We start from the raw sequence: 22,435 nt of genomic DNA, 5'->3' as shown, positions 1-22,435 counted from the left end.
TTATCCGCTTTTCAATTAGAAAACCATCATGCCATTAATAGAGCAATTTTTATCACTTATATTTTTTCAATTAGTATTTATAGAAAATCGTTGAAAAAGGCGACACTCCTGCGGGAATAGCGTTAGCTGAAGACCCCGCAGTGTAGCGAGGAGGCTAAGGCAACGCCCGCGGAAAGGGAGCCGATTCAACGATTTTCCTATTTATCGGACGACATTATTTAGTAAAGTCAAATTCTATTGACTTTTTCAGTATCCTCGCTAAGCAATACCTATTGTTTTTTTCTATTTTACTCAGGAAGAATAATCTTGATGTAATGAAAATGATGACAAAAAAACAAAATAACAACGATACCATTTATCCAACAGTCTTTTGTCTTCAATCTGAAACGCAGATTCTTATGCGTTAACAACTACAGAGAAAAAGAGATTGTCTTTTTGAGACAACCTCTTTTCTTTTATAATTATTCTTCTGTTTTTGCTTCTTCAGTATCATTATTTTCTTCTGCTTCAGCATCTGTAGTCTCTGTTTCTTCCTCTTCTACGCGAGGTGCTGAGACGGTCACTAATGTATAGTCATCTTCATTTAAAATTGTATAGTTTGTTTTGTCGCGAATGTCAGCGATAGTGATGGTATCACCAATTGCCATGTTCGTTACATCCACGTCAATACTATCTGGAATATCAGAAGGTTTTACTGTAATGGTTACTTCTCTGTTAGGTTGCTGAAGCGTTCCACCCTCAGAAACTCCTACCGAGTCACCAATGACATTAACCAAGACGTTCACTTCTAACTCTTCCTTCATATTAATCGCTAAAAAGTCCGCATGAATCATATGACCTTTTAGAATATTCATTTGGTAGTCATTCAAAACTACGTTTACTTGTTTTCCGTCTACTTCTAGTTTCATGACTCCATTGCGACCAACTTCTCGAATGGTTTTAGCTAAATCCTTCTCATCTACAGCAATAGATTGTGATTCCATTTGAAAGCCATAAACTACAGCAGGGACGAAACCATTTTTCCTTAGTTGTGCATTTTCTTTATGCTCACGTTTTTTTGTTTTAACCAATGTATTCATCTATATCCATCCTCCTAAAAGTTCTTATCCTTATTAGATATATACCCATTAAGAGGATGTTTCAAACGCTGGTAAGATTAATCAAATAAAGTACTTACTGACTTCTCTTCGAAAACGCGGACGATTGCATCGCCTAATAATTTTGCAACAGACAATTCTTTAATCTTAGGTGAAGTTTTATCTTCTGCAAGTTGAATAGAATTTGTAATAACTAACTCTTTAATAACAGAGTTATCTATACGTTCGATTGCTGGTCCAGATAAAACAGGGTGTGTACAGCAAGCATAAACTTCTTTTGCACCGCTTTCCATCAATGCTTTAGCAGCAATAGAAATAGTTCCAGCAGTATCGATAATATCATCAATTAGAATTGCCGTTTTTCCTTCTACATTACCAACGATATTCATTACTTCAGCAACATTCGGACGAGGACGACGCTTATCGATAATAGCGATTGGAGCTTTCAAACGGTCTGCCATTTTACGAGCACGCGTAACTCCACCGTGGTCTGGTGATACAATAACAATTTCGGATGGATCTAAGTTTTTACCTAAGAAATAGTCAGATAAAATAGGTGAAGCAACTAAATGATCAATTGGAATATCAAAGAATCCTTGTATTTGTGGAGCATGTAAATCTAGCACGATTGCGCGTGTAGCTCCAGCCGTAGTTAATAGGTTTGCAACTAACTTCGCTGTGATTGGTTCACGTGCACGTGCTTTTCTATCTTGTCGAGCATATCCATAATAAGGTAAAACCACACTAACAGTACGAGCGGAAGCACGTTTTACTGCATCAAGCATGATTAATAATTCCATAATATGCTCATTTACAGGGCCAGAAGTGGATTGAACGATAAATACGTCACAACCACGGATACTTTCATCGATATTGATTTGAACTTCTCCATCACTAAATCTAGTAACTGTACTTTTTCCTAGCGGAACCCCTACTTCTTTTGCGATTTCTTCTGCTAACTTTTTATTAGAATTTAAAGTGAATATTTTCAATTTCGAATTGTTATATTGTTCTGGCATGATAATCCTCCTGAGTAGTGGGTTAATTTTATTTTAGTTTGTTTACATAGCCTTCTTTATTTTCTTGTCTAGCTCGACCAATCGCAAGAGCTTCTCCAGGCACATCATTTGTAATAGTAGAACCAGCAGCAACATACGAATTTTTGCCAATTGTTACTGGCGCTATTAAATTGGAGTTACAGCCAACAAAGGAATCATCTTCGATTGTAGTTTTAAACTTATTTTTACCATCGTAATTCACTGTTATGGTTCCACAACCTATATTCACATTTGAACCAATAGATGCGTCTCCCATATAGCTTAGATGTGAAATTTTACTTCCATTCCCTACTGTAGACTTTTTCACTTCTACAAAGTTTCCAATCTTCACATCATTTCCAACGTCTGACTGTGGTCGGATATGTGCAAACGGTCCGATTGAGGTATGATCGCCTACTTCGCTTGATAGAACAACCGAAGAATGAATAGTTGTTCCATTTCCAATTACACTTGAAACAATATGACTATTTGGTCCAATTGTGCAATTTTCTCCGATTATAGTCTTCCCTTCAATAATGACTCCAGGCTGAATAACAGTATCGGCACCTATTACTGCGTCGCTACTAATGTATGTATTCTGAGGATCTATGATTGTTACACCTTCACGCATATGATGATGTGCAATACGAGATCGCATAATTTGTTCTGCTTGAGAAAGGGCGATTCGATCATTTATTCCCAAAATTTCATCAAAATCTTTTGCTGCAAAAGCAGAAATTACTTCTCCTTCTTTTTGTAAAATCTCAATTACATCTGGTAAATAATATTCGCCTTGAGCATTTTCATTTTTTACTAATTTTAACGATTTAAATAATGCTTGATTATCAAAACAATATGTTCCCGAGTTAATCTCATTGACAAGTTGTTCATCTGATGTAGCATCTTTTTGTTCTACGATACTTTTAACATTTCCATCCTCTGAACGAATAATTCTTCCGTAACCAGTAGGATCATTCGCAATTGCTGTAAGAATGGTTGCTTTGGCACCTGATTGTTTATGGTGATTCAATAAGTCGCTCATTGTTTCGGCAGTAATCAGTGGAGTGTCTCCACAAATAACAATGGTTGTGCCTGAAAGGGTTGCAAGTGCTGTCTCTGCTTGTAGTACAGCATGTGCAGTTCCTAATTGTTCTGCTTGTAAGGCATATTCACTTCTATTACCTAATTCGCTTTGAACCGTTTCTGCACCGTGACCAACGACTGTTACAATCTTATCTACACCAAGTTTCTCCATGTTTTCAACAACATGTTCCACCATTGGCTTCCCACAAACAGGATGTAGCACTTTATATAGACTTGACTTCATACGAGTTCCTTTACCAGCAGCTAATACAACCGCATAAGTATTTGTCATTTTCCGTTTTCCCTCCAGTGGGCTAATTTCCTCTTTTGACTATAGCGGAAATGAAACCATTTTTCAAGGAAATATCTCTTGACAAATACATGACAAAACAAGTATTATAAATAATTTTTCTGCACAAAAAAACCATCTCATGCTAGAAATGGTTTTAGTTGATTCATATATTTTGCCTAAAAGCAGCATATTATTCACCTAATTATTAATAACTAGCTTCTGCTACCGGCTCCTCTATATCACCGCTTAAATGATAAGCGTATAACACTGCATCTTGAATTTTTGTACGAGTTCCAGAATTTATTGGATGAGCTATATCTCTAAATTCACCCTCAGGAGTTCTTTTGCTAGGCATTGCTACAAATAATCCTCCATTCCCATCAATAACTCGAATATCGTGTACAACAAACTCATTGTCCAGTGTAATGGAAGCGATAGCCCTCATACGACCATCTGATAGTACTTTACGTAATCTTACGTCTGTTACTTCCATTTTACAGCACCCCTCTTCTAATAGTAAAAAACTCTTTTATTATTATTCCACGAAACTTATAAATATCCTTCTTCTTTTATGAATCTTTTTAATATTATAAAATAATTAGATTGCTTTACTCCAAATCCATAATTATCCATATAAATTACTAATCTATTTTATTGAATTTACTATAAATTGGATTTTTTATTTTCTTTTTATAATTGCGGTGCACTATTGTGATGAGGCATTTTATAAAGTAGAACTCGGATGTGCGCTTGGTGCACGCTACGCATGAGCCTCCGCAGGATGAGTCGCTCCTTTACGGGGTCTCATTCTTTGCGCTCTTGCGGCCTGTAAGGCGCACCTCCTGAAAATTGTGTTTATACAGCAAGAAGTTGTTCCCACCCGCATCACGTGCCGTATGAGACAGCTAAATGTGCTTGCGCATGCAGCGGCTCATGCGAACGTGTGGCCAGCGCGAATGCTTATAGATTAGGTTTATTCTATTCAAATTCTAATTAGTAATATTGAAGTTTAACAAAGTTATTTTAAATAAAAAAAGTATGCTTTCCGAAGAAGGCATACTCTATCTTTATACTACTGCTATTACTTCTATTTCAACTTTAACATCTTTTGGTAGTCTCGCTACTTCCACAGCTGAACGAGCTGGCTTATGCCCTGCAAAATGCTTTTCATATGCTTCGTTAAATTCAGCAAAATCATTCATATCTTTTAAAAACACAAGTGTTTTGACAACGTTCGATAAAGAAGAGCCTGCTTCCGTAAGTACGGCTTCCAAATTAGCAAAAACTTGTGCAGTTTGTTCCGTAATAGAGCCCTCTACTACTTCCCCTTGTGGAGTTAATGGAATTTGTCCAGAGCTATAAAACATTCCGTTTACAATTACTCCTTGAACATATGGACCAATAGCTGCTGGTGCATTAGTTGTTGATACTGCTTTCATTAAGATTTCCACCCTTCTCAAAATAGTTTCCTTCTGTTAAAGCAATTGTACCATCTTTTTCATTCACTTCATGTAACTTTATTAGAGATAAATAATCATCCACGAGTTGCTCACCCTCATGCTGCGCCTCAACTAGTACAGCAATCCCCGCAAGCTCACAGTTAAATTCCTCTAGCAAACTCTTCATCCCATTAATCGTTCCTCCGACTTTCATAAAGTCATCTGTGATTAATACACGCTGGCCTTTTTCCATACTTCTTTTTGAAAGGACCATCGTTTGAATACGTCTAGCTGATCCAGATACATAGTTTATACTTACCGTTGGACCTTCTGTCACCTTACTATCTCTTCGTACTACTACAACAGGAACATTTAAATGTCTTGCAATTGCATGTGCAATGGAGATACCCTTCGTTGCAACCGTCATAATGGCATCTATTTTTTCATGGGCAAAAGCAGACGCAAATATTTTTCCTACTTTATTCATGAGTGAGGGATTTCCGAGTAAATCTGTCATATACAGATACCCTCCAGGCAACAAACGTTCCGATTTGGAAAGCTGTTCCATTAACTCCGCAGTTATTTCCTTTACATCTTTACTTGTCATCGTAGGAATAAATTTTACTCCACCCGCTGCTCCAGGGACTGTAATGAGTAATCCTCTTCCTCTTTCTTCAAAAGTTTCTTTTATAATCGTTAAGTCTTCACTGATCGAGGACTTGGCAGATTGATATAAAGAAGCAAAAAACGTTAAAGGTATTAATTTATGGGGATGTTCCATTAAGTATTGCGTCATATCTACAAGTCGCTCACTTCTTTTCCACTTCATCCAATCACCTCCAAACACGAATGTTTTAATGAAAACTTATCACAATCATACGCATTTAAGCAAGTGAATCTCGTTCTCCTATTAATCGAACTGCATAAACTTCGTCACAGAACCCACGCAGGCCATTATATATTCTTTGTACTCTGGATTCTTGTTGCACTATTCCAAACACTGTTGGGCCGCTCCCACTCATCAAAACAGCATCTGCACCAAACTTTTCCATTTGCTCTTTTAAACCTGCAACTTCTGGATATAGTTTTAATGTGACGCTCTCTAGTACATTTCCTACAGATGCACACATTTTTTCAAAATCCTTCGTTTCAATCGCTTCGATCATTTTTTTCGTATCTGGATGTTCTATACGTTTTAAATTTAACTTCCCATAAACGTCTGCTGTAGAAACACCCAATGTTGGTTTAGCTAGGATGATCCAGCAATTTGCAGGGGATGGAAGCTCTTGAATCTTTTCTCCTCTTCCAGTCGCAAGTGCCGTTCCACCATACACACAAAATGCAACATCTGAACCTATTTTCGTTCCAATTTCAGCTAACTCATCTAAGGATAACCCCAAACCCCAAAGCGTATTTAGCCCTCTTAAGGTTGCCGCAGCATCACTGCTTCCGCCAGCGAGGCCAGCTGCTACAGGAATATTTTTTTCAATCTTTATAGTTACTCCAGATTTTATAGAATACATTTCTTTTAATAGCTTAGCTGCTTGATATGCTAAATTCCGATAATCATTCGGAACAAATCGGTCAACGGATAGTATATGTATTTTTCCATCTTCTCTTAACTCTAGCCCTATACGGTCTGCCAAATCGACTGTTGTCATGATCATTTCAACCTCATGATAACCATCGGGACGTTTATTCAAGACATCGAGTGTTAAATTTATTTTAGCAGGTGCTTTTACATAGTACATTCCTTCTGCTCCTTTTAAACTTAGGTTGTCCACTATTTTACCATAGTGCATCTGAAAAGCGGAAGTGCGTATACTGACGAGGCGTACTTATTAGCGTTCCAATAGTTAAAGTCAGAAAAAATATCCCTGCATATGTTATATGCAAAAGAAAAGGCGGATTTCTCCGCCTGCTAGTTGTTTACTTTTTTGGATTTCGCATGCTTTTTGGCATTTAACCAACATGGTACTCTACAATTTATTTTGGTGACTTCATTTGTTGTTCAGCCATTTCAATTGCTCGTTTTACCATATTACCAGCGTCACGTGATTTAATTCCACCCCAGCCCTCGGTCTTGACTACATCATAAATTCCAAGATCTTTTGCTATCTCTTCTTTTAATTCATTAGACATAATACCTTTTCTAGCCATATGGTGAATCCTCCCTTTTAAATACGCTTTGGCGAATTTGTATCAGATGAACAACTAGCTTACTTAGTATGTGCTACAAACAGAAAAAAACCCCTTTTCCATTCAAATGAATGAAAAAAGGAGCTTCTTTCGAAATATAAAAGTAAAAATAAAAGTTCTAAACAATCATTTTACAACTATTAAATTATTTGCTTCGTCAAAAATAGTGATTTCTACTGCTTCTGTCAAAATGTCTGCATAACTATAAGATACACGTTCAAAAGAATTTTCATCTTGATCCAAATCGATAACGAATACGGCATGATAAGTTTCTCTTAAAACACCAGCACGTTCGATCGTTTTCTTACGTCCTCCGTTTGCTTTTAATTGCAAACGTTTGCCTAAATGATGATCTAATGACTTTTTAATATCAGCTAAAGTTTTTGGCATTCTGCTTACACCTCACTGAATATTACTATACCATCTATTTATATTTTTGTCAAACAAAACATTTTAACAAGCAAGACGCATACTTGTCAATATATTTTTCATATATCTCGAATGGATTTTTTTATAAACAGTACTAATATTGTAACAAGTAAAATTAATGAAAATAAGGATATAGCTCATCTGCTAAGCGTCCAAATTCTTCAATAGATAGAGTTTCCCCTCGTCTTGAAGGGTCTATGTTCACTTTTTGTAAACATTCAATGATGATTTCTTTCTTTTCCTTACCATTTGGTAAAGACGACTGTAGATTATTAATAATTGTTTTTCTTCTTTGGACAAACGACCCTCTCGATACTTGAAACAAGAAGTCTTCATCCATAACTTGAACTGGTGGAGTTTCATGGCGAGTGAGCTTAATAACTGCCGATTCTACATTAGGTTGTGGCATGAAAACACCTCTAGGCACAACCATTGCCACTTCAGCCTTCATATAGTATTGAATAGCAATTGAAAGTGACCCATATGCTTTTGTACCAGGAACTGCTGTAATACGATCAGCTACTTCTTTTTGCATCATTACAACCATTCCACGTATAGGTAAACGATCCATCAGTAACTTCAACAATATCGGAGTGGTAACATAATAAGGTAAGTTTGCAACTACCATAACATCTTTAATACCAGTCAATTTATCCTCAAAAATTTGCTTCACATTAGCTTCCAAAATATCAGAATGAATAATTTCCACATTATCATAAGGAGAAAGTGTATCTTCTAAAACAGGCAGCAATCTTTGGTCTATTTCAAAGGCAACTACCTTCCCTGCAGCTCTTGCTAAATGTTCTGTTAGCGCTCCTATACCTGGTCCAATTTCAATTGCCGCTGAATCTTTCGTGAGATCCGCATGACTCACAATATTTCGTAAAATATTTGGATCGATTATAAAGTTCTGACCTAAGCTTTTTTTAAAGGAAAAGCCATACTTTTTTAATATTTCTTGCGTTCGAATTGGTGTTGCTATATCTTTTTGCATAAATTAATTATCCTCCATATTGAGCTGCAAGATTGCTTCCTCAAGCTGCTGTCTGCTTATTTGAAAAATAGAAAGACGCTTTTGCAATTGCTTTCCATTTGTATATCCTATCTTTAATAATTCTCCAATTTTCGTTCTTCGGTCTTTTGAATTTGGATGTCCAATTAATTTTCCCTCAACTAAAATTTCTAAAGGAATTTCAGGTACAACGTCCAGTTCAGTCTTTGGTGTATAAACATTGGCAAGCGCCTGTCGGATATCTTCCTCTTTCGCGTGTTCTATACCTAACCCTTTACCATTTTTAGCGATTGTTTTTTCTTTTGAGAGAAATGCGTGTTTTACGTCCGGTACATGCTCCTCGATTATAGCGCGTATCCGTCGTCCTGGATAATCTGGATCCGTAAAAACAATTACTCCTCTTTTTTCTTGCGCATGCTGAATTTTAACGAGTGTCTCTTTTGAGATTGCAGAACCATTCGTCTCTATAGTATCTGCTTCAACAGACCGTTTAATTGCAGTTGTGTCATCTTTACCTTCTACGACTATTAACTCTTTTATACGCAAACATACTTCCTCTTTTCTTTTCTTCCTAGTTCTTACTATCATAACGCAAAAAAGCTTCCCCAATCAACGAAAGGGAAAGCTATTAATTAGAAAGCGCAAACCATGACTTTCTAATCGGGCAATCAAATACAAACGAGTAACCGAAGATGCGATGCTCGTTTGTAAATTATAAATAATTTTAATCTAAGATTTTTATTCGTACTTTTTTACGGCCGAATTCATAGGCTTGCGATTTAGATGGTATGAATAAATCAACTTTTTTCCCTTTAATCGCCCCACCTGTATCTCCAGCTACTGCATAACCATAGCCTTCCACCCATACTTTGGATCCAAGTGGTATGACACTAGGATCAACCGCAACTACTTTTACGTTAGGATTGGCCTTTAAATTAATACCAGTAGCTGTTACACCAGTACAGCCGTTACAATTCGCCGTATAAGCTGTTGCCGTTACGTAAAACTCTTTTCCATCTGTGGAGTCGGATGAAGAATTTTCTCCTCGAGAAACACTAGCAGTCACAACTTTTGTCCCTACTGCTACGACTTTTTTGGTTGGCTCTTTTGTAATCTTCTCGCTTATTACGTTACGAGATACTTCCTTGCCATTTTCTTTTACGACTTCATATGTTCGTGAAACAGAACCTTTTTCTCCTGTTTGCACTACTTTTTCTTTCCCTTTTAGTAGCGAGTCATCTTTTTTCGTTTCAACTGCAAAATTTGTTTCTTCCTCAACTACATCGGTGACCTTTTCTACTCGCACTACTTGTATTACAGAATTCGGACTTACTAGTTCATCCATTTCCCGTTCCACTCGGTCGAAATCATTCATTTGAATGTTATGGTGTTTTAAAAAGTCAGCGACCGTAGTCGAAGTGGACCATACCTTCTTCTCTTCCTTGCCATCTAAAAGTGTTACTTCAAATGCTTTTTCGATTGCAATTTTATTATCCGGTCCAACCTCTGCATCTGCAGCAGGTGTTATTGCATCATGTTCATTTATTGGAACATTTGCCTTTGCAAGTATTTCTGAAACTACATCATCAGCTGTGGTAATTGTTTGTTTTTTCCCATCCACTGTGATATCTATTTGTCTTGCCTGCTCCCACTCAATCGCTAAATTATTTTTGATTGATGTGTTCACTGAGGGTTGTAAAAAATCTTTGTTGGTTACAACTATATTATTTTGTTCTAATAGTTCTCCAACTGTATTTGCATGCGTTAGTATCTCTTGTTGTTCACCGTTTACTGTTAAAGCAACGGTTTTCTTTGTTCCTTCGAATAAAACGAAAGAAACCACTGCAAGAAACAATAGTAATGATGCTACCGTTACTAATGTTTTCTTGCTCCTCAATGAATGAAAGAACAGGTTTTTCATGGAATTATTTGACATGAAAAACGCCTCCTTGTTCACTCGTGTGATTATATAGAGTACTTTTCAGCTTGTCAACTCTTATGGATTTTTCATTCACCCAAAACAAGCTTAAAATACTTTTAAACTAGGCGGAAAAGTTTTTCATTTTTTAATCAATAAGCTTAAAAAACTTCTCTGCATTTTCAGTAGTTGCAACCGCTACTTCCTCAATAGAAATACCCTTTAATCTTGCTATTTCTTCTGCTACAAGAGGCACCAGTGATGGTTCATTTCTTTTTCCTCGATGAGGATGTGGAGCTAGATATGGCGCATCTGTTTCTATTAGCAAATATTCTAGTGGAATTTCAGTTGCTACCTCTTTAGGTTTTTTTGCATTTTTAAACGTTACAGGACCACCAAGTGAAATCATGAAGTTCATGTCGATACATTGTTTAGCAGTTTCTACGCTTCCTCCAAAACAATGCATAATTCCTCCAGTTAGATGTGCTTCTTCTTCTTTTAAAATTCGAATTACATCTTCTGTCGCCTCGCGATTATGTATGATAATCGGTAAATTTACTTTTTGGGCTAATCGTATTTGCTTTCGGAATAATGCTTGTTGTACATCTTTAGGAGACTTATCCCAATAATAATCTAGTCCCATTTCTCCAATACCTACAACTTTTTCATGCGCAGAGAGTTCTTCAATCCATTGTAAGTCTTCCTCAGTACAATCAATCGCATCTACTGGATGCCACCCGATTACCGCATAAATAAATGAATAATCCTCTACAAGCTTCATTGCGCGTTCAATTGTTTTTCGATCAAACCCTATTACAACCATTTTATGAACCTTCGCTTCGATAGCTCGATTAATTACTTCTTGAAGATCCTCATCGTATTGATCCGCATTTAAGTGCACATGAGTGTCTATAAACAATTTCTCTTTTCCCTCCCGTTAATTACATTTACAATCCATATTATAAAAACGTATTTAAAAAGTCACGTTATTTGGTTTATTACCTCTTATATATACCTTATAAGGTATATTTTTCAAATTAATTTAGAGGGATATAGTATTTTAAAATACTATTTTAAAAAAAGACCTGCCACAAATTTTGTGACAGGTCTTCTATTAATTATTTTACTTGAGCTCCATTTTCAAGTTTTTGATCCACAGTCGCAAGTGTTAAATATCCGTCTTTTTCGCCTGCAAGAATCATCCCTTGAGATAATTCTCCTCTTAGTTTTACGGGCTTCAAGTTTGCTACTACAATTACTTTCTTTCCAATAATATCTTCTGGTCTATAATGTTGTGCTATTCCAGACACTACTTGTCTCTTTTCATATCCTAAATCTAATTGAAGTTTTAACAATTTATCCGCTTTTGGAATTTGTTCACATTCTAAAACAGTAGCTACTCGGAGATCTACTTTAAAGAAATCATCGATAGTAATTTCTTCGGCTTGTGACTCTTCTTCCTGCTGTTCCTCTTCTTGTGAAGTTTGGACAGAACCTCTCATTTGTTCTCTTATATAGGCAACTTCAATATCCACTTCTAGACGCGGGAAAATTGGAACCCCTGTTTTAATTACTTCTGTTCCATCCTCAATTACATTGAAATGTCCTAAATGTTCCCAGTTTAAAAGTTCTTCTCTTAAACCTAGCTGAGATATTATTTCTTTTGGTGACATCGTCATAAATGGTTGAGTTAATGTCGCTATTTGTCGTAAGCTTTCTGCTAAATTAGTCATAACTGCAGCTAATTGCCCTTTCAAAGCTTCGTCTTTTGCAAGTACCCATGGCTGTGTTTCATCAATATACTTATTTGTGCGAGAAATAAACGCCCATAAGTCACCTAATACAACACTAAATTGCATTTTTTCCATACTTGTTTCATATTTTTCTACTGTTTCTTTCGCAAAATTGCGAAGCGTTTCATCAAATTCTGTAGATTCGCTTAAAGCAGCTGGAATTTTTCCATCAAAGTATTTGTTAATCATGGAAACTGTTCTATTTAATAGGTTACCTAAATCATTTGCTAAATCAAAGTTTGTTCGTTCCACAAATGACTCTGGAGAAAAAACACCATCTTGTCCAAAGGGAAGTTCTCGCAATAAGAAGTAGCGTGTTGCATCTAAACCATAACGTTCTACTAACATTTCTGGATAAACAACATTCCCTTTCGATTTGGACATTTTACCGTCTTTCATCATAATAAATCCATGAGCAAACACTTTTTTGGGAAGTGGTAAATCTAAAGCCATTAAAAAAATTGGCCAATAAATGGTATGGAAACGTACAATGTCCTTTCCTACAACATGTACATCTGCTGGCCAATATTTTTGGAACAATGAATCGTCCTCAGACATATATCCTAGTGAAGTAATATAGTTTGTTAATGCATCCACCCATACATAAATGACATGCTTCGGATCTCCCGGAACAGGAATTCCCCAGTCAAAAGAAGTTCGGGAAACAGATAAGTCCTCTAAGCCAGGTTTAATAAAATTATTGATCATTTCATTCTTTCTTGACTCTGGTTCAATAAACTCTACATTATCTTCATAGTAAGCCAATAACCGATCTGCATATTTCTTCATATTAAAGAAATAGGATTCCTCTTTCACTTTATGGACAGGTCGACCACAATCTGGACAATTCCCATCTACCAATTGTGTTTCTGTGAAAAAAGACTCACAAGGTGTACAATACCATCCTTCGTACTGCCCTTTATAAATATCTCCGTTATCTAAAAACTTTTGGAAAATCTTTTCGACAGCTTTCGTGTGACGTTCTTCCGTTGTTTGAATAAAATCATCGTACGAAATATCCATTAAGGCCCAAACTTTCTTAGCGGCCTCTGCAATTTCATTCACATATACTTGAGGCTCCATACCAGCTTCTTGGGCTTTTTCTTGAATTTTTTGCCCATGTTCGTCCATCCCAGTTAGAAAACGAACATCATAACCTCTAAGTCTTTTGTACCGTGCCATTGCATCAGATGCCACCGTTGTATATGCCGTACCAATATGGAACTTTCCACTTGGATAATAAATCGGTGTCGTTAAATAAAATGTTTTCTGTTGATCTTTCAATGTAAGGATGCCTCCAATGTTGATTCTACTTTCTCTTTATTCTATCGAAATGAAGAAATTGTTTCAATTAATTAATAAATATAGCCATTTGTCGAAAATTAGTATCTAATTTATGAATTGCATTTAAATAGTTAATATATCAAAATAATTCCTATTTCACTAAAAAGATAACGTTTTTTTATTATTACATAGGTTTTCATATCATTTTTTTATTAAAAATCATAATTTACTAGCAATTTAATTATTGACGGAAATGGTATTACTTGGTATGATAGTTTACATCAAAGAGATTTATGTCGAATCTTGACGAAAAAAATGCACTCGTGAGAGGGGAAAAATTAATAATGAAATCTACAGGTATTGTTCGTAAAGTTGATGAATTAGGACGCGTAGTTATTCCAATCGAACTTCGTCGTACATTAGGAATTGCTGAAAAAGATGCTCTTGAAATTTATGTAGATGATGACAAAATCATCTTGAAAAAATATATGCCAAACATGACTTGTGCTGTAACTGGTGAAGTGTCAGACGACAACCTTCGTCTAGTTGGAGGAAAATTAATTTTAAGCCCAGAGGGTGCAGAATTACTTATTAAAGAGATTCAAAGCAACTTAAAATAAGAAAAACAAACATCCGTATCCTATAGGGCATACGGATGTTTACTTATTTAGTAGATTAATATTCATTTCACATGATATTCTTGATAAATTTCTCTCTTCGATAAACCTCTTTGAATCGCTACTTCCTTTATTGCCTCTTTTGAATTATATTGCTTTTCTTCTATTATATAGTTTACGTGTTCTTCAATACTTAAAGATTCCCACCAAGGAGACTCCGATTCATCTATATACTCTTCACTCGTACCCTCTAAAACAATGCAAAATTCCCCACGGATTTCAGATTGCTCAGTCCAAGCTACTGCTTCGTTTATAGTACCTCTTAAAAATTCCTCAAACTTTTTTGTCAGTTCTCTTGCAAGTACAATCTTACGATCGCCCCCCATCAATGCTTGTAGATCTTTTAAGGAATCCTTCAAGCGATGAGGAGATTCATATAATATAATGGATTCTTGTCTTTTTTGAATCTTTGTAATTTCTTCTTTTCGTTCTTTTTTATTTCTACTTAAAAACCCATAAAAGAAAAAGGGTTGGGTCGATAATCCTGAAGCAATCAATGCACTAAGAGCTGCATTTGCTCCTGGAACAGGAACGACCGCAATTCCTTCATCAACAGCTTTTGCTGCGATGTCTGCTCCGGGATCTGAAATACAAGGTAAGCCGGCATCACTCACCAAAGCAACACGCTTACCTTGTCGAAGTATATCCAATATTTTTTCTCCACCTACTTGTTGATTATGATCATGATAGCTCATAAGTGGTGTAGATATCTCAAAATAATTACAAAGTTTTTTTGTATTTCGTGTATCTTCAGCGGCAATCATATCTACTTCTTTTAATATTCGAATGGCACGCATTGTCATATCTTCTAAATTTCCAATAGGTGTTGCAACTAAATACAAACAGCTACTTTGTTCGTGTTCGGTCGATTTTTGAGATTTCATCCTTTAATTGCCCTCCCATATATTGTACTTTTTGTGATCTTGTGAGTTGCTTAAATGCATATTCTGCTTTCATGGCTTCTTGTTTTGTTTCATACTGTTCATAGAAAATGCACGATACTGGGAGTTTTGCCCTCGTATATTTTGCTCCCTTCCCCTTATTATGTACGATTATTCTTTTTTCTAAATCATTCGTATATCCTGCGTAATAAGAGCCATCGCTGCATTCTAGCACGTAAAATGTATGTGCTTTTTCATTCTTTTCCATAAAGCATCTCTTTCACTTCTTCTGTGTACTCACCGTTCTCCCCATATACATATAAAGGAGGTAAGATTTTCAAATCTGGCTTACCATCCTTTATTCCTTCTATTAATAAGGTATTTGCTTCCTTACCTTCTTTCGGATATACAAAACGAATACGCTTTGGTTCTAAACGGTTGGCTCTCATGGAAGTCACAATGTCTAAAAGTCTTCCTGGCCGATGAACAAATGCTGCTTTTCCACCTTGTTTTAATAATTCACTTGCAGAACGCACCGCTTCATCCAATGTTAGATGTATCTCGTGCCTTGCTATAGCTAAATGTTCTTTAAGATTCTTTTCGCTTGCCTCATGTGCAGGGAAATATGGTGGGTTACAGGTTACTACATCATATTTTTCAAAACCTATTTGATTAGGAATACCTTTTACATCCGCCTTTATGATTGTAATTTGTTCCTCTAATTTATTATATTGAATGCTTCTTTTTGCCATATCCGCTAGCCGTTCTTGAAGTTCAATTCCAATTATCTCAGCATCCGTACGAGCGCTTAAAAATAACGGTATTGCTCCATTTCCTGTACATAAGTCTACTATTTTTCCTCTTTTTATTGGTACATATGCAAATCTGGAAAGCAGAACAGCATCTAAAGAAAAAGAAAAAACAGAGGGACTTTGAATGATTCTTAACTCTTCCGCCAATAAATAATCGAGTCTTTCATCGTCCTTTAGCCATTGTTCCATTATTTTATTCCTCCAGCAAAACAAAAGACTGACACCCACTTGGGAGTGGCATCAGTCCATTGATTAGATGTTTTGTTTATTTAAAAATGACAAGCAAAATAGACAATCCTCTTCTTTTCTAGAGCTTCCGAAGTGAACATGACATACATGATAGCCTTCCTGGTAAAGTCGTGCTAAGTTGTCATAGCCCTCTCCAATATCCTTTTTGCTTAGTCGATCTTTTTCTTCTTGAGCTTTTTCAAGTAAAACTTCTCTTTCGTGCATTTCATCAAGTCTTTGTCTTAAATGACTATTCTCTTGCTGCAGCGCTTGACGTTCTTCTACCATTATCGCTACAAATTCTTTTAAAGCGCGAAATTGCAGCTGCGTGGACTCTAATTGTTTTTCAAATTCTGTAATTGTATCAAAAAAATTTCGGTCCATCACACATTCACCTCATTGCCCCGTCCATTGTACCGGATTTTCCGCATGGTTTATTATTTCTTCTAACGTGTAATCTAATACTCTTAGTGGATCATGTAATTCTATACGTAGTATTCTTTCTAATATATTCATGCTAACTACTTTTCCTAATCCATCTGGTGTTTCTACTTTATCACCAATATCCGGCATTTGCTCTCTTGCTGTCTCATATTCATCGTTTTCATATTTTAAACAACACATGAGTCGACCACAAAGTCCAGAAATCTTAGAAGGATTCAGAGATAAGTTTTGATCTTTCGCCATTTTGATAGAAACTGGTTCAAAATCACCTAAAAATGTTGAGCAACAAAGCATACGACCACATGGACCAATGCCACCTAACATTTTTGCCTCGTCCCTTACACCAATTTGTCTTAATTCGATACGAGTTCTAAAAACAGAAGCCAAGTCTTTTACTAAATCGCGAAAATCAACTCTGCCTTCTGCAGTAAAGTAAAAAATAATCTTGTTTCTGTCAAAAGTATATTCAACATCCACAAGTTTCATTTCTAATTCTCTTTCCAAAATCTTTTCTGTCCCTAATGCTAGAGCCTGAGCAGATTCTACTCTATTTTCTTCTACTTGAATTCGATCTTTTTCATTCGAAGGTCTAACTACTTGCTTTAATGGAAGCACAACATCGTGCTCACCTACCTGCTTGATTGGTACAACAACTTTGCCATACTCTACTCCTCTAGCAGTTTCTACGATGACATAGTCATCTTTCTCTAAATGAAAATCCACTGGATCGAAATAATATATTTTACCCGCCTTTTTAAAGCGGACACCTACAACATTATACAAAAGTATTTCCCTCCTGCAAGTTTAGCATTAATTGCTCCATCATCAATGTCCGGTTCATATTTTTATGCAAATTTTGTTTTGCATGCAAGATTGTTTCTAATTGTTGAGAGAGTTGCTCATATGTTGAATGAAGTGCAACTTGCTTCCAATAATGGCTCATGTCCGGATAAGTGCATTCTGCGATGGGACTTGCTTTTATTGCTACTATATCACGATAGGCGAACAGTAGTAAATCTAATGCTTGTTCTGCTTGCTCTTTTTCTTTAAGAAGTGGACCAAAATCCTCTTGAATACACATTAGTGCATCTTGAACACTTTTACCACTTGCTTCAACCAATTTTAACACTGATTTCCTAGCAAGTCCAAACTGCTCGTCTTTTGCTAATTCTATTGCTTCATCTACTAAGTTTGTCATTCTGCAAACTGTAGAAGCCATGGAATCTGTAATACCTTCCTCTACTAGCTTCTGTTTTAAGATAGATTGCGGTATGGAAGCTAAGCTGATTTGTTGGCATCTAGATCGAATTGTTGGAATAAGTGCATGGACTTTATCTGTTAGAAGAATTGCCGTAATCTCACTTTGTGGCTCCTCTAAAAATTTTAACAAAGTATTTGCTGCACTTGAATTTAATTGATCTGCTTGGTGAATGACATATATTTTACGTCCCGTTTCAATAGCAGTCTTACTCATCTCATGTATTAACTCATCAATCTGACCTCTTTTAATAAATTGGCCATCTGGTTCTATATGCATAAAATTTAAATGATTATACGATTTTAGTCTTTTACATGATCTACATGTTTCACATGGAACATTTTCTATCGGATTTTCACATAAAACGAGTTGAACAAAAAATTGCATTACTTTTGTTTTTCCAGTTCCTTTGGCTCCATCAATTATATAAGCATGTCCTATTCGATTTTTTGTCACAATAGATTTTATCTGCTTAATAGCGAAAGGTTGCAATTTTTCTATTCCTTCTATCGACCAGTCTTCCATGTCCATCATCCTCTCTGGTCAAATAATCTTGAAAAAATCCCGTGTCTCGCGTACTGCGAAAACACGGGAAATCTACGTGTATAGATTAATAAGTAGACCCTTTATCTCTCCAATTTTGTCTAATAAATCAATGGAGCTTTTCTCTTGGTTAAGAATCTCTTCTGCTAACTCTACTAATTTTTCGTCAATTGTTTCAACAATTTTCAGTTTTCTACCTTCACCAAAACGATTCCATGTATGCGATTGTTTTAATCCCATACCAAAATCCACGGCTTCATGTAAAAATTTTCGTATTAGCATTTTAAATTTTGCCATGTCACGTAAATTTCTTGAACGTGCTAGACGATCACCCGCTGTTGAAATGTCCCCTAATAACCTAGTCAGTGTCTCGGTCTGCATTCTTTGATCATGCTTTACTACCATTTGTCCAAATTTTGCAGACTGTGTATTGTTTAGAGTAGTGTCTTTTCGGATTTTATCCATTCCTACTCGTAAGTCTTGATTAATTTTCAATCTTTTCTACCCCTTCCCTCATTATCAAAAATGATGGAATTGTTCAATCGGTAGAACAAATACCGTAGCTCCTCCAACTTCCACTTCTACGGGATATGGAATATACGAATCTGCATTTCCTCCCATTGGAGATACAGGTGCAACCATTTGTTCACGTGCTCTACAATTGTCTCTTATTAACTCTAATGCTGAAGATACTAACGAGTCCTCGGTACCGATTAAAAATGTAGTATTTCCAGATCGTAGAAACCCACCCGTACTCGCAAGTTTTGTTGCTCTAAACTTCGCTTTTGTTAAAGCATTAGACAATCGGTTACTATCCTGATCCTGCACAACCGCTACTATCAATTTCATCGATACTCACTCCTATTATTTTTTTTCTATTATAACATGAATTATCTAATAACTTCTAATTCCCTTTTTTATAACTTTATACACTTCATTTAATACTTCTTCTAAAGTTCGTGATGCATCCACTAGTTGAATCCGTTCTGGGTATTGATCTACAAGTGATAGATATCCCTCTCTTACCTTTTCATGAAAAGCTAAACTCTCTACATCTAAACGGTTTTTTTCTCGGTCATCATGCGCATTGATCCTTGCTAGTCCAACACTTGGCTCAATATCAAAAAGAATTGTTTTATCTGGCATTGTTGAACCAATTGCAAACTTATTAATCGCTAGTATTTCTTCAACACCAATCCCTCTTGCATAACCTTGATATGCAAGCGAACTATCAATAAAGCGATCACATATAACGATTTTTCCTTCCTCTAGAGCAGGTTGTACTTTTTCTATTAAATGCTGTCTTCTAGCTGCAGCATATAATAAAGCTTCTGTACGGCTATCCATCATTGTATGCTTATTATCTAAAATTATGTTTCTAATTTTTTCAGAAATCATTATCCCACCAGGCTCTCTAGTCATAACAACATCGTAGCCTTCTTCTATTAATTTATTGCCTAGTAAATTCATGATGGTGGTTTTCCCAGCACCTTCAGGACCTTCACTAGAAATAAAATACCCTTTTTTCTTCACAATTACTCCTCCACTACATATATTAACTTTTCATCTAGTCGATGTTGACCTTGAAATAACGCACCTTTATTCATCCATTCCTCTAAATCAGTCAACATTGTTATCGTTATTTTCTCTCCAGGCACCATTAATGGAATACCAGGTGGATAAGGAATTATACTTGCTTTAGATATCCTTCCTGTAGCTCGTACATATGGAATCCATTCGCCTTGTTTTTCATTTAATAAACCAATATTCATATGCAATGTGGTAATAGATTTTTGCTTTTCAAATTGATTGATCGTCGGACTGTTTGGGACTTCTTTTCTTAATTCATCTACTGCATGCTTTATTCTTCTTCTAATTTCAGCAAAAGGATATTCATGCTCCACTTTTAGTAATGGTAATATCATTAATACTTGATAGCTATCCGCTAACTCAACATAAATATTCTGCTGCTCCAATACTTTCTGTAGTTGAAAACCCGAATACTTATCTACTCTAATTAATAACTTTAGCGGGTCGTCTACTTGTACTATTTCTAAATGGGTGAGTGCTTCTAAAGCCTCTATAAATAACTTTCTTTTATACATAAACTGTTTAAAATCTATCTCATTGTATCTTTCTACATAACTCCTAGCATCATCTAGAGAAGCCAACAAAAGATAGGATGGACTGCTAGATTGTAGCATCCTCAAATAATTATTTATTTTTTTTGCATCAATGAAGGCAGAATTAACATGTAAAAAGGAACCCATTGTGAACGCAGGTAATGTTTTATGTGCGGATTGAACGACTACGTCAGCTCCACATTCTAGTGCAGATTTCGGAAATCCTCTATTTACATGAAAATGAGCGCCATGAGCTTCATCCACAAGTACTGGAATATTACTTGCATGACATAGCTTTATAATGCTTTCTATTTCAGAAGAAGCAACGCCATAGTAGTTGGGGTATGTAAGTACGACAGCCTTAGCAAAAGGATATGCCTCCAGTGCTTTATGTATAACTTCCATAGAAACATAGGACGCAGTATTGGTTTTTTCATCCCATTCAGGAGTAACAAATATAGGTTCTGCCCCTACTAATTCAATTGCATGGAAAATTGATTTATGTGCATTTCTTTGAACAATAATTTGCTCGCCGAACTGACAAATAGCATAAATCATCGCAAGATTTCCTACAGTTGTCCCATTTACTAAGAAAAAGCTATTCTGAGATCTATATGCCAAAGCTAAAAGATTCTCAGCCTCTTTTATTGCTCCTTCAGGATGATGGTAATCATCTAACCCAGTAAGCTCTGTAAAGTCATACTGCATACTCTCTTTCAGTGCCCCGGGCAAGTTAGATAGTAATCCATTTTTATGTCCAGGCACATGAAAGGATACATTTTTTTGTTTATGAAATTTTTCCATTGCTTCAACTAATGGACGTTTCTCTTGCATTCGTTATTACCCCACTGTTTCGATCATATTTCCTTCCTCTATTATACATGAACAAACGAGCAGACGGTTTTAAATTCACTTCTGTAACGAACATGTTGTATAAGAGATGACCATTATACTATAGGATAAAATATTAGTGTTTAGTATTAGACTATATAGTAATCCAATACCTTAATAAATTTTCCATTAAAGGTCAGTAAGAGACTAATTTTATTGAAACCGAGACTATTTTGAACAATACCGAGACTAAATTCTTAAATTCTAGACCAATTCTTGTGAAATCGAGACCAATCATCACTTTTAATAAAAAAGTAGCCACAAATTACTCGTTGATAGATTCTTCGTAAGTAATTTCAGTAATATTATGGATAAGGGAAACTAGTTTTTCTGTTAGAGCAACCAAATGAGTCGTATAAGCGACTAAGGAGAATCTAAAAGCAATCAATTAGATAATGAAAGCGACCATTTCTCACAATAAAGAGTTAACTTTCTCTGAGATGACACATTTTTTCTTCTGTCCTACGTTATGAAACTCTCTTCCTTGCAAGTATCTACAATTCTTTGCTTTTGGCCTTTTCTTTCCGCACAAAAAAAGCCGCCACCGATTACTCGGTGGCGACTTTTCAATTGCCCAGCGACGTCCTACTCTCACAGGGGGAGACCCCCAACTACCATCGGCGCGCGAGCTTAACTTCCGTGTTCGGGCTGCGAAAGCAGATGAACGGCAGATTTCTTCGTCAGCCGCGGTCGTTCGATTCTCGCGTATATCATACGCTGCGAGCCTCTCTTCCTTGCTTCCTCGAACTCTTTGTTCCTCTACTTTCTCGCAAGTTTATTATAATTCTTTGCCTACGGCCTTTTTTCTAGTAAAACAAAAAAAGCCATCACCGATTGCTCGGTGACGACTTTTCAATTGCCCAGCGACGTCCTACTCTCACAGGGGGAGACCCCCAACTACCATCGGCGCTGAAGAGCTTAACTTCCGTGTTCGGTATGGGAACGGGTGTGACCTCTTCGCCATCATCACTAGACTCTTCGGCTTTCCATACACA

Annotated in this window: 25 protein-coding genes and 2 rRNA genes; 1 reads left to right on the top strand and 26 read right to left on the bottom strand. The window is 36.2% G+C overall.

What is annotated here, in order from left to right; translation table 11 throughout:
• Positions 1–461: 461 nt before the first annotated feature.
• The 14 genes from P2Q73_RS19905 to metG form a co-directional block, all read right to left on the bottom strand.
• Complete coding sequence (locus tag P2Q73_RS19905; protein WP_275790411.1) at positions 462–1,079, bottom strand: 50S ribosomal protein L25/general stress protein Ctc; 618 nt, start codon at positions 1,077–1,079, stop codon at positions 462–464.
• A gap of 77 nt (positions 1,080–1,156) precedes the next feature.
• Positions 1,157–2,116: a ribose-phosphate diphosphokinase gene (locus tag P2Q73_RS19900; RefSeq protein ID WP_056833342.1), complete on the bottom strand. Its 960-nt coding sequence runs from the start codon at positions 2,114–2,116 to the stop codon at positions 1,157–1,159.
• A 28-nt stretch (positions 2,117–2,144) separates the two neighbouring features.
• Entirely contained in the window at positions 2,145–3,509 is a 1,365-nt protein-coding gene (gene glmU / locus P2Q73_RS19895) for a bifunctional UDP-N-acetylglucosamine diphosphorylase/glucosamine-1-phosphate N-acetyltransferase GlmU (protein WP_275790408.1), read from the bottom strand.
• A gap of 205 nt (positions 3,510–3,714) precedes the next feature.
• On the bottom strand, positions 3,715–4,002 hold the full coding sequence (spoVG, locus tag P2Q73_RS19890; protein ID WP_053591092.1) for a septation regulator SpoVG: 288 nt from the start codon (positions 4,000–4,002) through the stop codon (positions 3,715–3,717).
• A gap of 574 nt (positions 4,003–4,576) precedes the next feature.
• Entirely contained in the window at positions 4,577–4,948 is a 372-nt protein-coding gene (locus tag P2Q73_RS19885; RefSeq protein ID WP_053591093.1) for a RidA family protein, read from the bottom strand.
• Positions 4,926–5,777: a pur operon repressor gene (purR, locus tag P2Q73_RS19880; protein ID WP_056833338.1), complete on the bottom strand. Its 852-nt coding sequence runs from the start codon at positions 5,775–5,777 to the stop codon at positions 4,926–4,928. Before purR ends, P2Q73_RS19885 begins: the two co-directional genes overlap by 23 nt.
• A gap of 55 nt (positions 5,778–5,832) precedes the next feature.
• On the bottom strand, positions 5,833–6,699 hold the full coding sequence (gene ispE / locus P2Q73_RS19875; protein WP_053591095.1) for a 4-(cytidine 5'-diphospho)-2-C-methyl-D-erythritol kinase: 867 nt from the start codon (positions 6,697–6,699) through the stop codon (positions 5,833–5,835).
• A gap of 235 nt (positions 6,700–6,934) precedes the next feature.
• Entirely contained in the window at positions 6,935–7,108 is a 174-nt protein-coding gene (locus P2Q73_RS19870; protein WP_082461123.1) for a small, acid-soluble spore protein, alpha/beta type, read from the bottom strand.
• A 165-nt stretch (positions 7,109–7,273) separates the two neighbouring features.
• Complete coding sequence (gene veg, locus P2Q73_RS19865; RefSeq protein WP_053591096.1) at positions 7,274–7,537, bottom strand: biofilm formation stimulator Veg; 264 nt, start codon at positions 7,535–7,537, stop codon at positions 7,274–7,276.
• A gap of 154 nt (positions 7,538–7,691) precedes the next feature.
• Entirely contained in the window at positions 7,692–8,570 is an 879-nt protein-coding gene (rsmA, locus tag P2Q73_RS19860; RefSeq protein ID WP_053591097.1) for a 16S rRNA (adenine(1518)-N(6)/adenine(1519)-N(6))-dimethyltransferase RsmA, read from the bottom strand.
• 3 nt (positions 8,571–8,573) lie between these two features.
• Positions 8,574–9,134: a ribonuclease M5 gene (gene rnmV, locus P2Q73_RS19855; protein ID WP_056833334.1), complete on the bottom strand. Its 561-nt coding sequence runs from the start codon at positions 9,132–9,134 to the stop codon at positions 8,574–8,576.
• 178 nt (positions 9,135–9,312) lie between these two features.
• On the bottom strand, positions 9,313–10,524 hold the full coding sequence (locus tag P2Q73_RS19850) for a G5 and 3D domain-containing protein (protein ID WP_053591099.1): 1,212 nt from the start codon (positions 10,522–10,524) through the stop codon (positions 9,313–9,315).
• A gap of 130 nt (positions 10,525–10,654) precedes the next feature.
• Positions 10,655–11,425 (bottom strand): TatD family hydrolase, encoded by a 771-nt coding sequence (locus P2Q73_RS19845; protein ID WP_053591100.1) that lies wholly within the window; start codon positions 11,423–11,425, stop codon positions 10,655–10,657.
• 199 nt (positions 11,426–11,624) lie between these two features.
• Positions 11,625–13,583, bottom strand: a complete 1,959-nt coding sequence (gene metG, locus P2Q73_RS19840; RefSeq protein ID WP_275790397.1) for a methionine--tRNA ligase — start codon at positions 13,581–13,583, stop codon at positions 11,625–11,627.
• Positions 13,584–13,927: 344 nt separating this feature from the next.
• Between metG and P2Q73_RS19835 the strand changes: the two genes are divergently transcribed.
• Positions 13,928–14,203 (top strand): AbrB/MazE/SpoVT family DNA-binding domain-containing protein, encoded by a 276-nt coding sequence (locus tag P2Q73_RS19835; protein WP_053592248.1) that lies wholly within the window; start codon positions 13,928–13,930, stop codon positions 14,201–14,203.
• Positions 14,204–14,265: 62 nt separating this feature from the next.
• Here P2Q73_RS19835 and rsmI read toward each other — a convergent pair whose 3' ends face one another.
• The 12 genes from rsmI to rrf (P2Q73_RS19780) form a co-directional block, all read right to left on the bottom strand.
• Positions 14,266–15,144 (bottom strand): 16S rRNA (cytidine(1402)-2'-O)-methyltransferase, encoded by an 879-nt coding sequence (gene rsmI / locus P2Q73_RS19830; protein WP_056833328.1) that lies wholly within the window; start codon positions 15,142–15,144, stop codon positions 14,266–14,268.
• Positions 15,107–15,409, bottom strand: a complete 303-nt coding sequence (locus P2Q73_RS19825; protein ID WP_056833327.1) for a GIY-YIG nuclease family protein — start codon at positions 15,407–15,409, stop codon at positions 15,107–15,109. Before P2Q73_RS19825 ends, rsmI begins: the two co-directional genes overlap by 38 nt.
• A complete protein-coding gene (locus P2Q73_RS19820; protein WP_056833325.1) occupies positions 15,396–16,142 on the bottom strand; it encodes a tRNA1(Val) (adenine(37)-N6)-methyltransferase in 747 nt (248 codons plus the stop codon). The genes P2Q73_RS19825 and P2Q73_RS19820 overlap by 14 nt, the downstream gene beginning before the upstream one ends.
• Before the next feature lie 63 nt (positions 16,143–16,205).
• On the bottom strand, positions 16,206–16,568 hold the full coding sequence (gene yabA, locus P2Q73_RS19815; RefSeq protein ID WP_053591105.1) for a DNA replication initiation control protein YabA: 363 nt from the start codon (positions 16,566–16,568) through the stop codon (positions 16,206–16,208).
• A gap of 9 nt (positions 16,569–16,577) precedes the next feature.
• Positions 16,578–17,408 (bottom strand): PSP1 domain-containing protein, encoded by an 831-nt coding sequence (locus P2Q73_RS19810; RefSeq protein ID WP_053591106.1) that lies wholly within the window; start codon positions 17,406–17,408, stop codon positions 16,578–16,580.
• A complete protein-coding gene (locus tag P2Q73_RS19805) occupies positions 17,401–18,408 on the bottom strand; it encodes a DNA polymerase III subunit delta' C-terminal domain-containing protein (RefSeq protein WP_056833322.1) in 1,008 nt (335 codons plus the stop codon). Before P2Q73_RS19805 ends, P2Q73_RS19810 begins: the two co-directional genes overlap by 8 nt.
• 72 nt (positions 18,409–18,480) lie before the next feature.
• Positions 18,481–18,921, bottom strand: a complete 441-nt coding sequence (locus tag P2Q73_RS19800) for a YaaR family protein (protein ID WP_056833321.1) — start codon at positions 18,919–18,921, stop codon at positions 18,481–18,483.
• Positions 18,922–18,945: 24 nt separating this feature from the next.
• Entirely contained in the window at positions 18,946–19,275 is a 330-nt protein-coding gene (locus P2Q73_RS19795) for a cyclic-di-AMP receptor (RefSeq protein ID WP_053591109.1), read from the bottom strand.
• A 45-nt stretch (positions 19,276–19,320) separates the two neighbouring features.
• On the bottom strand, positions 19,321–19,959 hold the full coding sequence (gene tmk / locus P2Q73_RS19790) for a dTMP kinase (protein ID WP_082461121.1): 639 nt from the start codon (positions 19,957–19,959) through the stop codon (positions 19,321–19,323).
• A 2-nt stretch (positions 19,960–19,961) separates the two neighbouring features.
• Positions 19,962–21,383, bottom strand: a complete 1,422-nt coding sequence (locus P2Q73_RS19785) for an aminotransferase class I/II-fold pyridoxal phosphate-dependent enzyme (RefSeq protein ID WP_275790386.1) — start codon at positions 21,381–21,383, stop codon at positions 19,962–19,964.
• Between the two features lie 629 nt (positions 21,384–22,012).
• Positions 22,013–22,138: ribosomal RNA gene (gene rrf, locus P2Q73_RS20495) — 5S ribosomal RNA — on the bottom strand.
• Positions 22,139–22,298: 160 nt separating this feature from the next.
• Positions 22,299–22,414 (bottom strand): 5S ribosomal RNA (rrf, locus tag P2Q73_RS19780).
• Between the last annotated feature and the right edge of the window lie 21 nt (positions 22,415–22,435).

The organism is Bacillus sp. Cr_A10 (genome assembly GCF_029222665.1).
In the GTDB taxonomy this organism is placed as follows: domain Bacteria; phylum Bacillota; class Bacilli; order Bacillales_A; family Planococcaceae; genus Psychrobacillus.
This window is presented reverse-complemented; position numbering and strand designations above follow the sequence as displayed.

Bases quoted from the DNA above. Each gene is read 5' to 3' on its own strand.
- P2Q73_RS19905 (WP_275790411.1), bottom strand. From the start codon at position 1,079: ATGAATACATTGGTTAAAACAAAAAAACGTGAGCATAAAGAAAATGCA.
- P2Q73_RS19900 (WP_056833342.1), bottom strand. From the start codon at position 2,116: ATGCCAGAACAATATAACAATTCGAAATTGAAAATATTCACTTTAAAT.
- glmU (WP_275790408.1), bottom strand. From the start codon at position 3,509: ATGACAAATACTTATGCGGTTGTATTAGCTGCTGGTAAAGGAACTCGT.
- spoVG (WP_053591092.1), bottom strand. From the start codon at position 4,002: ATGGAAGTAACAGACGTAAGATTACGTAAAGTACTATCAGATGGTCGT.
- P2Q73_RS19885 (WP_053591093.1), bottom strand. From the start codon at position 4,948: ATGAAAGCAGTATCAACAACTAATGCACCAGCAGCTATTGGTCCATAT.
- purR (WP_056833338.1), bottom strand. From the start codon at position 5,777: ATGAAGTGGAAAAGAAGTGAGCGACTTGTAGATATGACGCAATACTTA.
- ispE (WP_053591095.1), bottom strand. From the start codon at position 6,699: ATGTACTATGTAAAAGCACCTGCTAAAATAAATTTAACACTCGATGTC.
- P2Q73_RS19870 (WP_082461123.1), bottom strand. From the start codon at position 7,108: ATGGCTAGAAAAGGTATTATGTCTAATGAATTAAAAGAAGAGATAGCA.
- veg (WP_053591096.1), bottom strand. From the start codon at position 7,537: ATGCCAAAAACTTTAGCTGATATTAAAAAGTCATTAGATCATCATTTA.
- rsmA (WP_053591097.1), bottom strand. From the start codon at position 8,570: ATGCAAAAAGATATAGCAACACCAATTCGAACGCAAGAAATATTAAAA.
- P2Q73_RS19850 (WP_053591099.1), bottom strand. From the start codon at position 10,524: ATGTCAAATAATTCCATGAAAAACCTGTTCTTTCATTCATTGAGGAGC.
- P2Q73_RS19835 (WP_053592248.1), top strand. From the start codon at position 13,928: ATGAAATCTACAGGTATTGTTCGTAAAGTTGATGAATTAGGACGCGTA.
- rsmI (WP_056833328.1), bottom strand. From the start codon at position 15,144: ATGAAATCTCAAAAATCGACCGAACACGAACAAAGTAGCTGTTTGTAT.
- P2Q73_RS19825 (WP_056833327.1), bottom strand. From the start codon at position 15,409: ATGGAAAAGAATGAAAAAGCACATACATTTTACGTGCTAGAATGCAGC.
- P2Q73_RS19820 (WP_056833325.1), bottom strand. From the start codon at position 16,142: ATGGAACAATGGCTAAAGGACGATGAAAGACTCGATTATTTATTGGCG.
- P2Q73_RS19805 (WP_056833322.1), bottom strand. From the start codon at position 18,408: ATGGAAGACTGGTCGATAGAAGGAATAGAAAAATTGCAACCTTTCGCT.
- P2Q73_RS19795 (WP_053591109.1), bottom strand. From the start codon at position 19,275: ATGAAATTGATAGTAGCGGTTGTGCAGGATCAGGATAGTAACCGATTG.
- P2Q73_RS19785 (WP_275790386.1), bottom strand. From the start codon at position 21,383: ATGCAAGAGAAACGTCCATTAGTTGAAGCAATGGAAAAATTTCATAAA.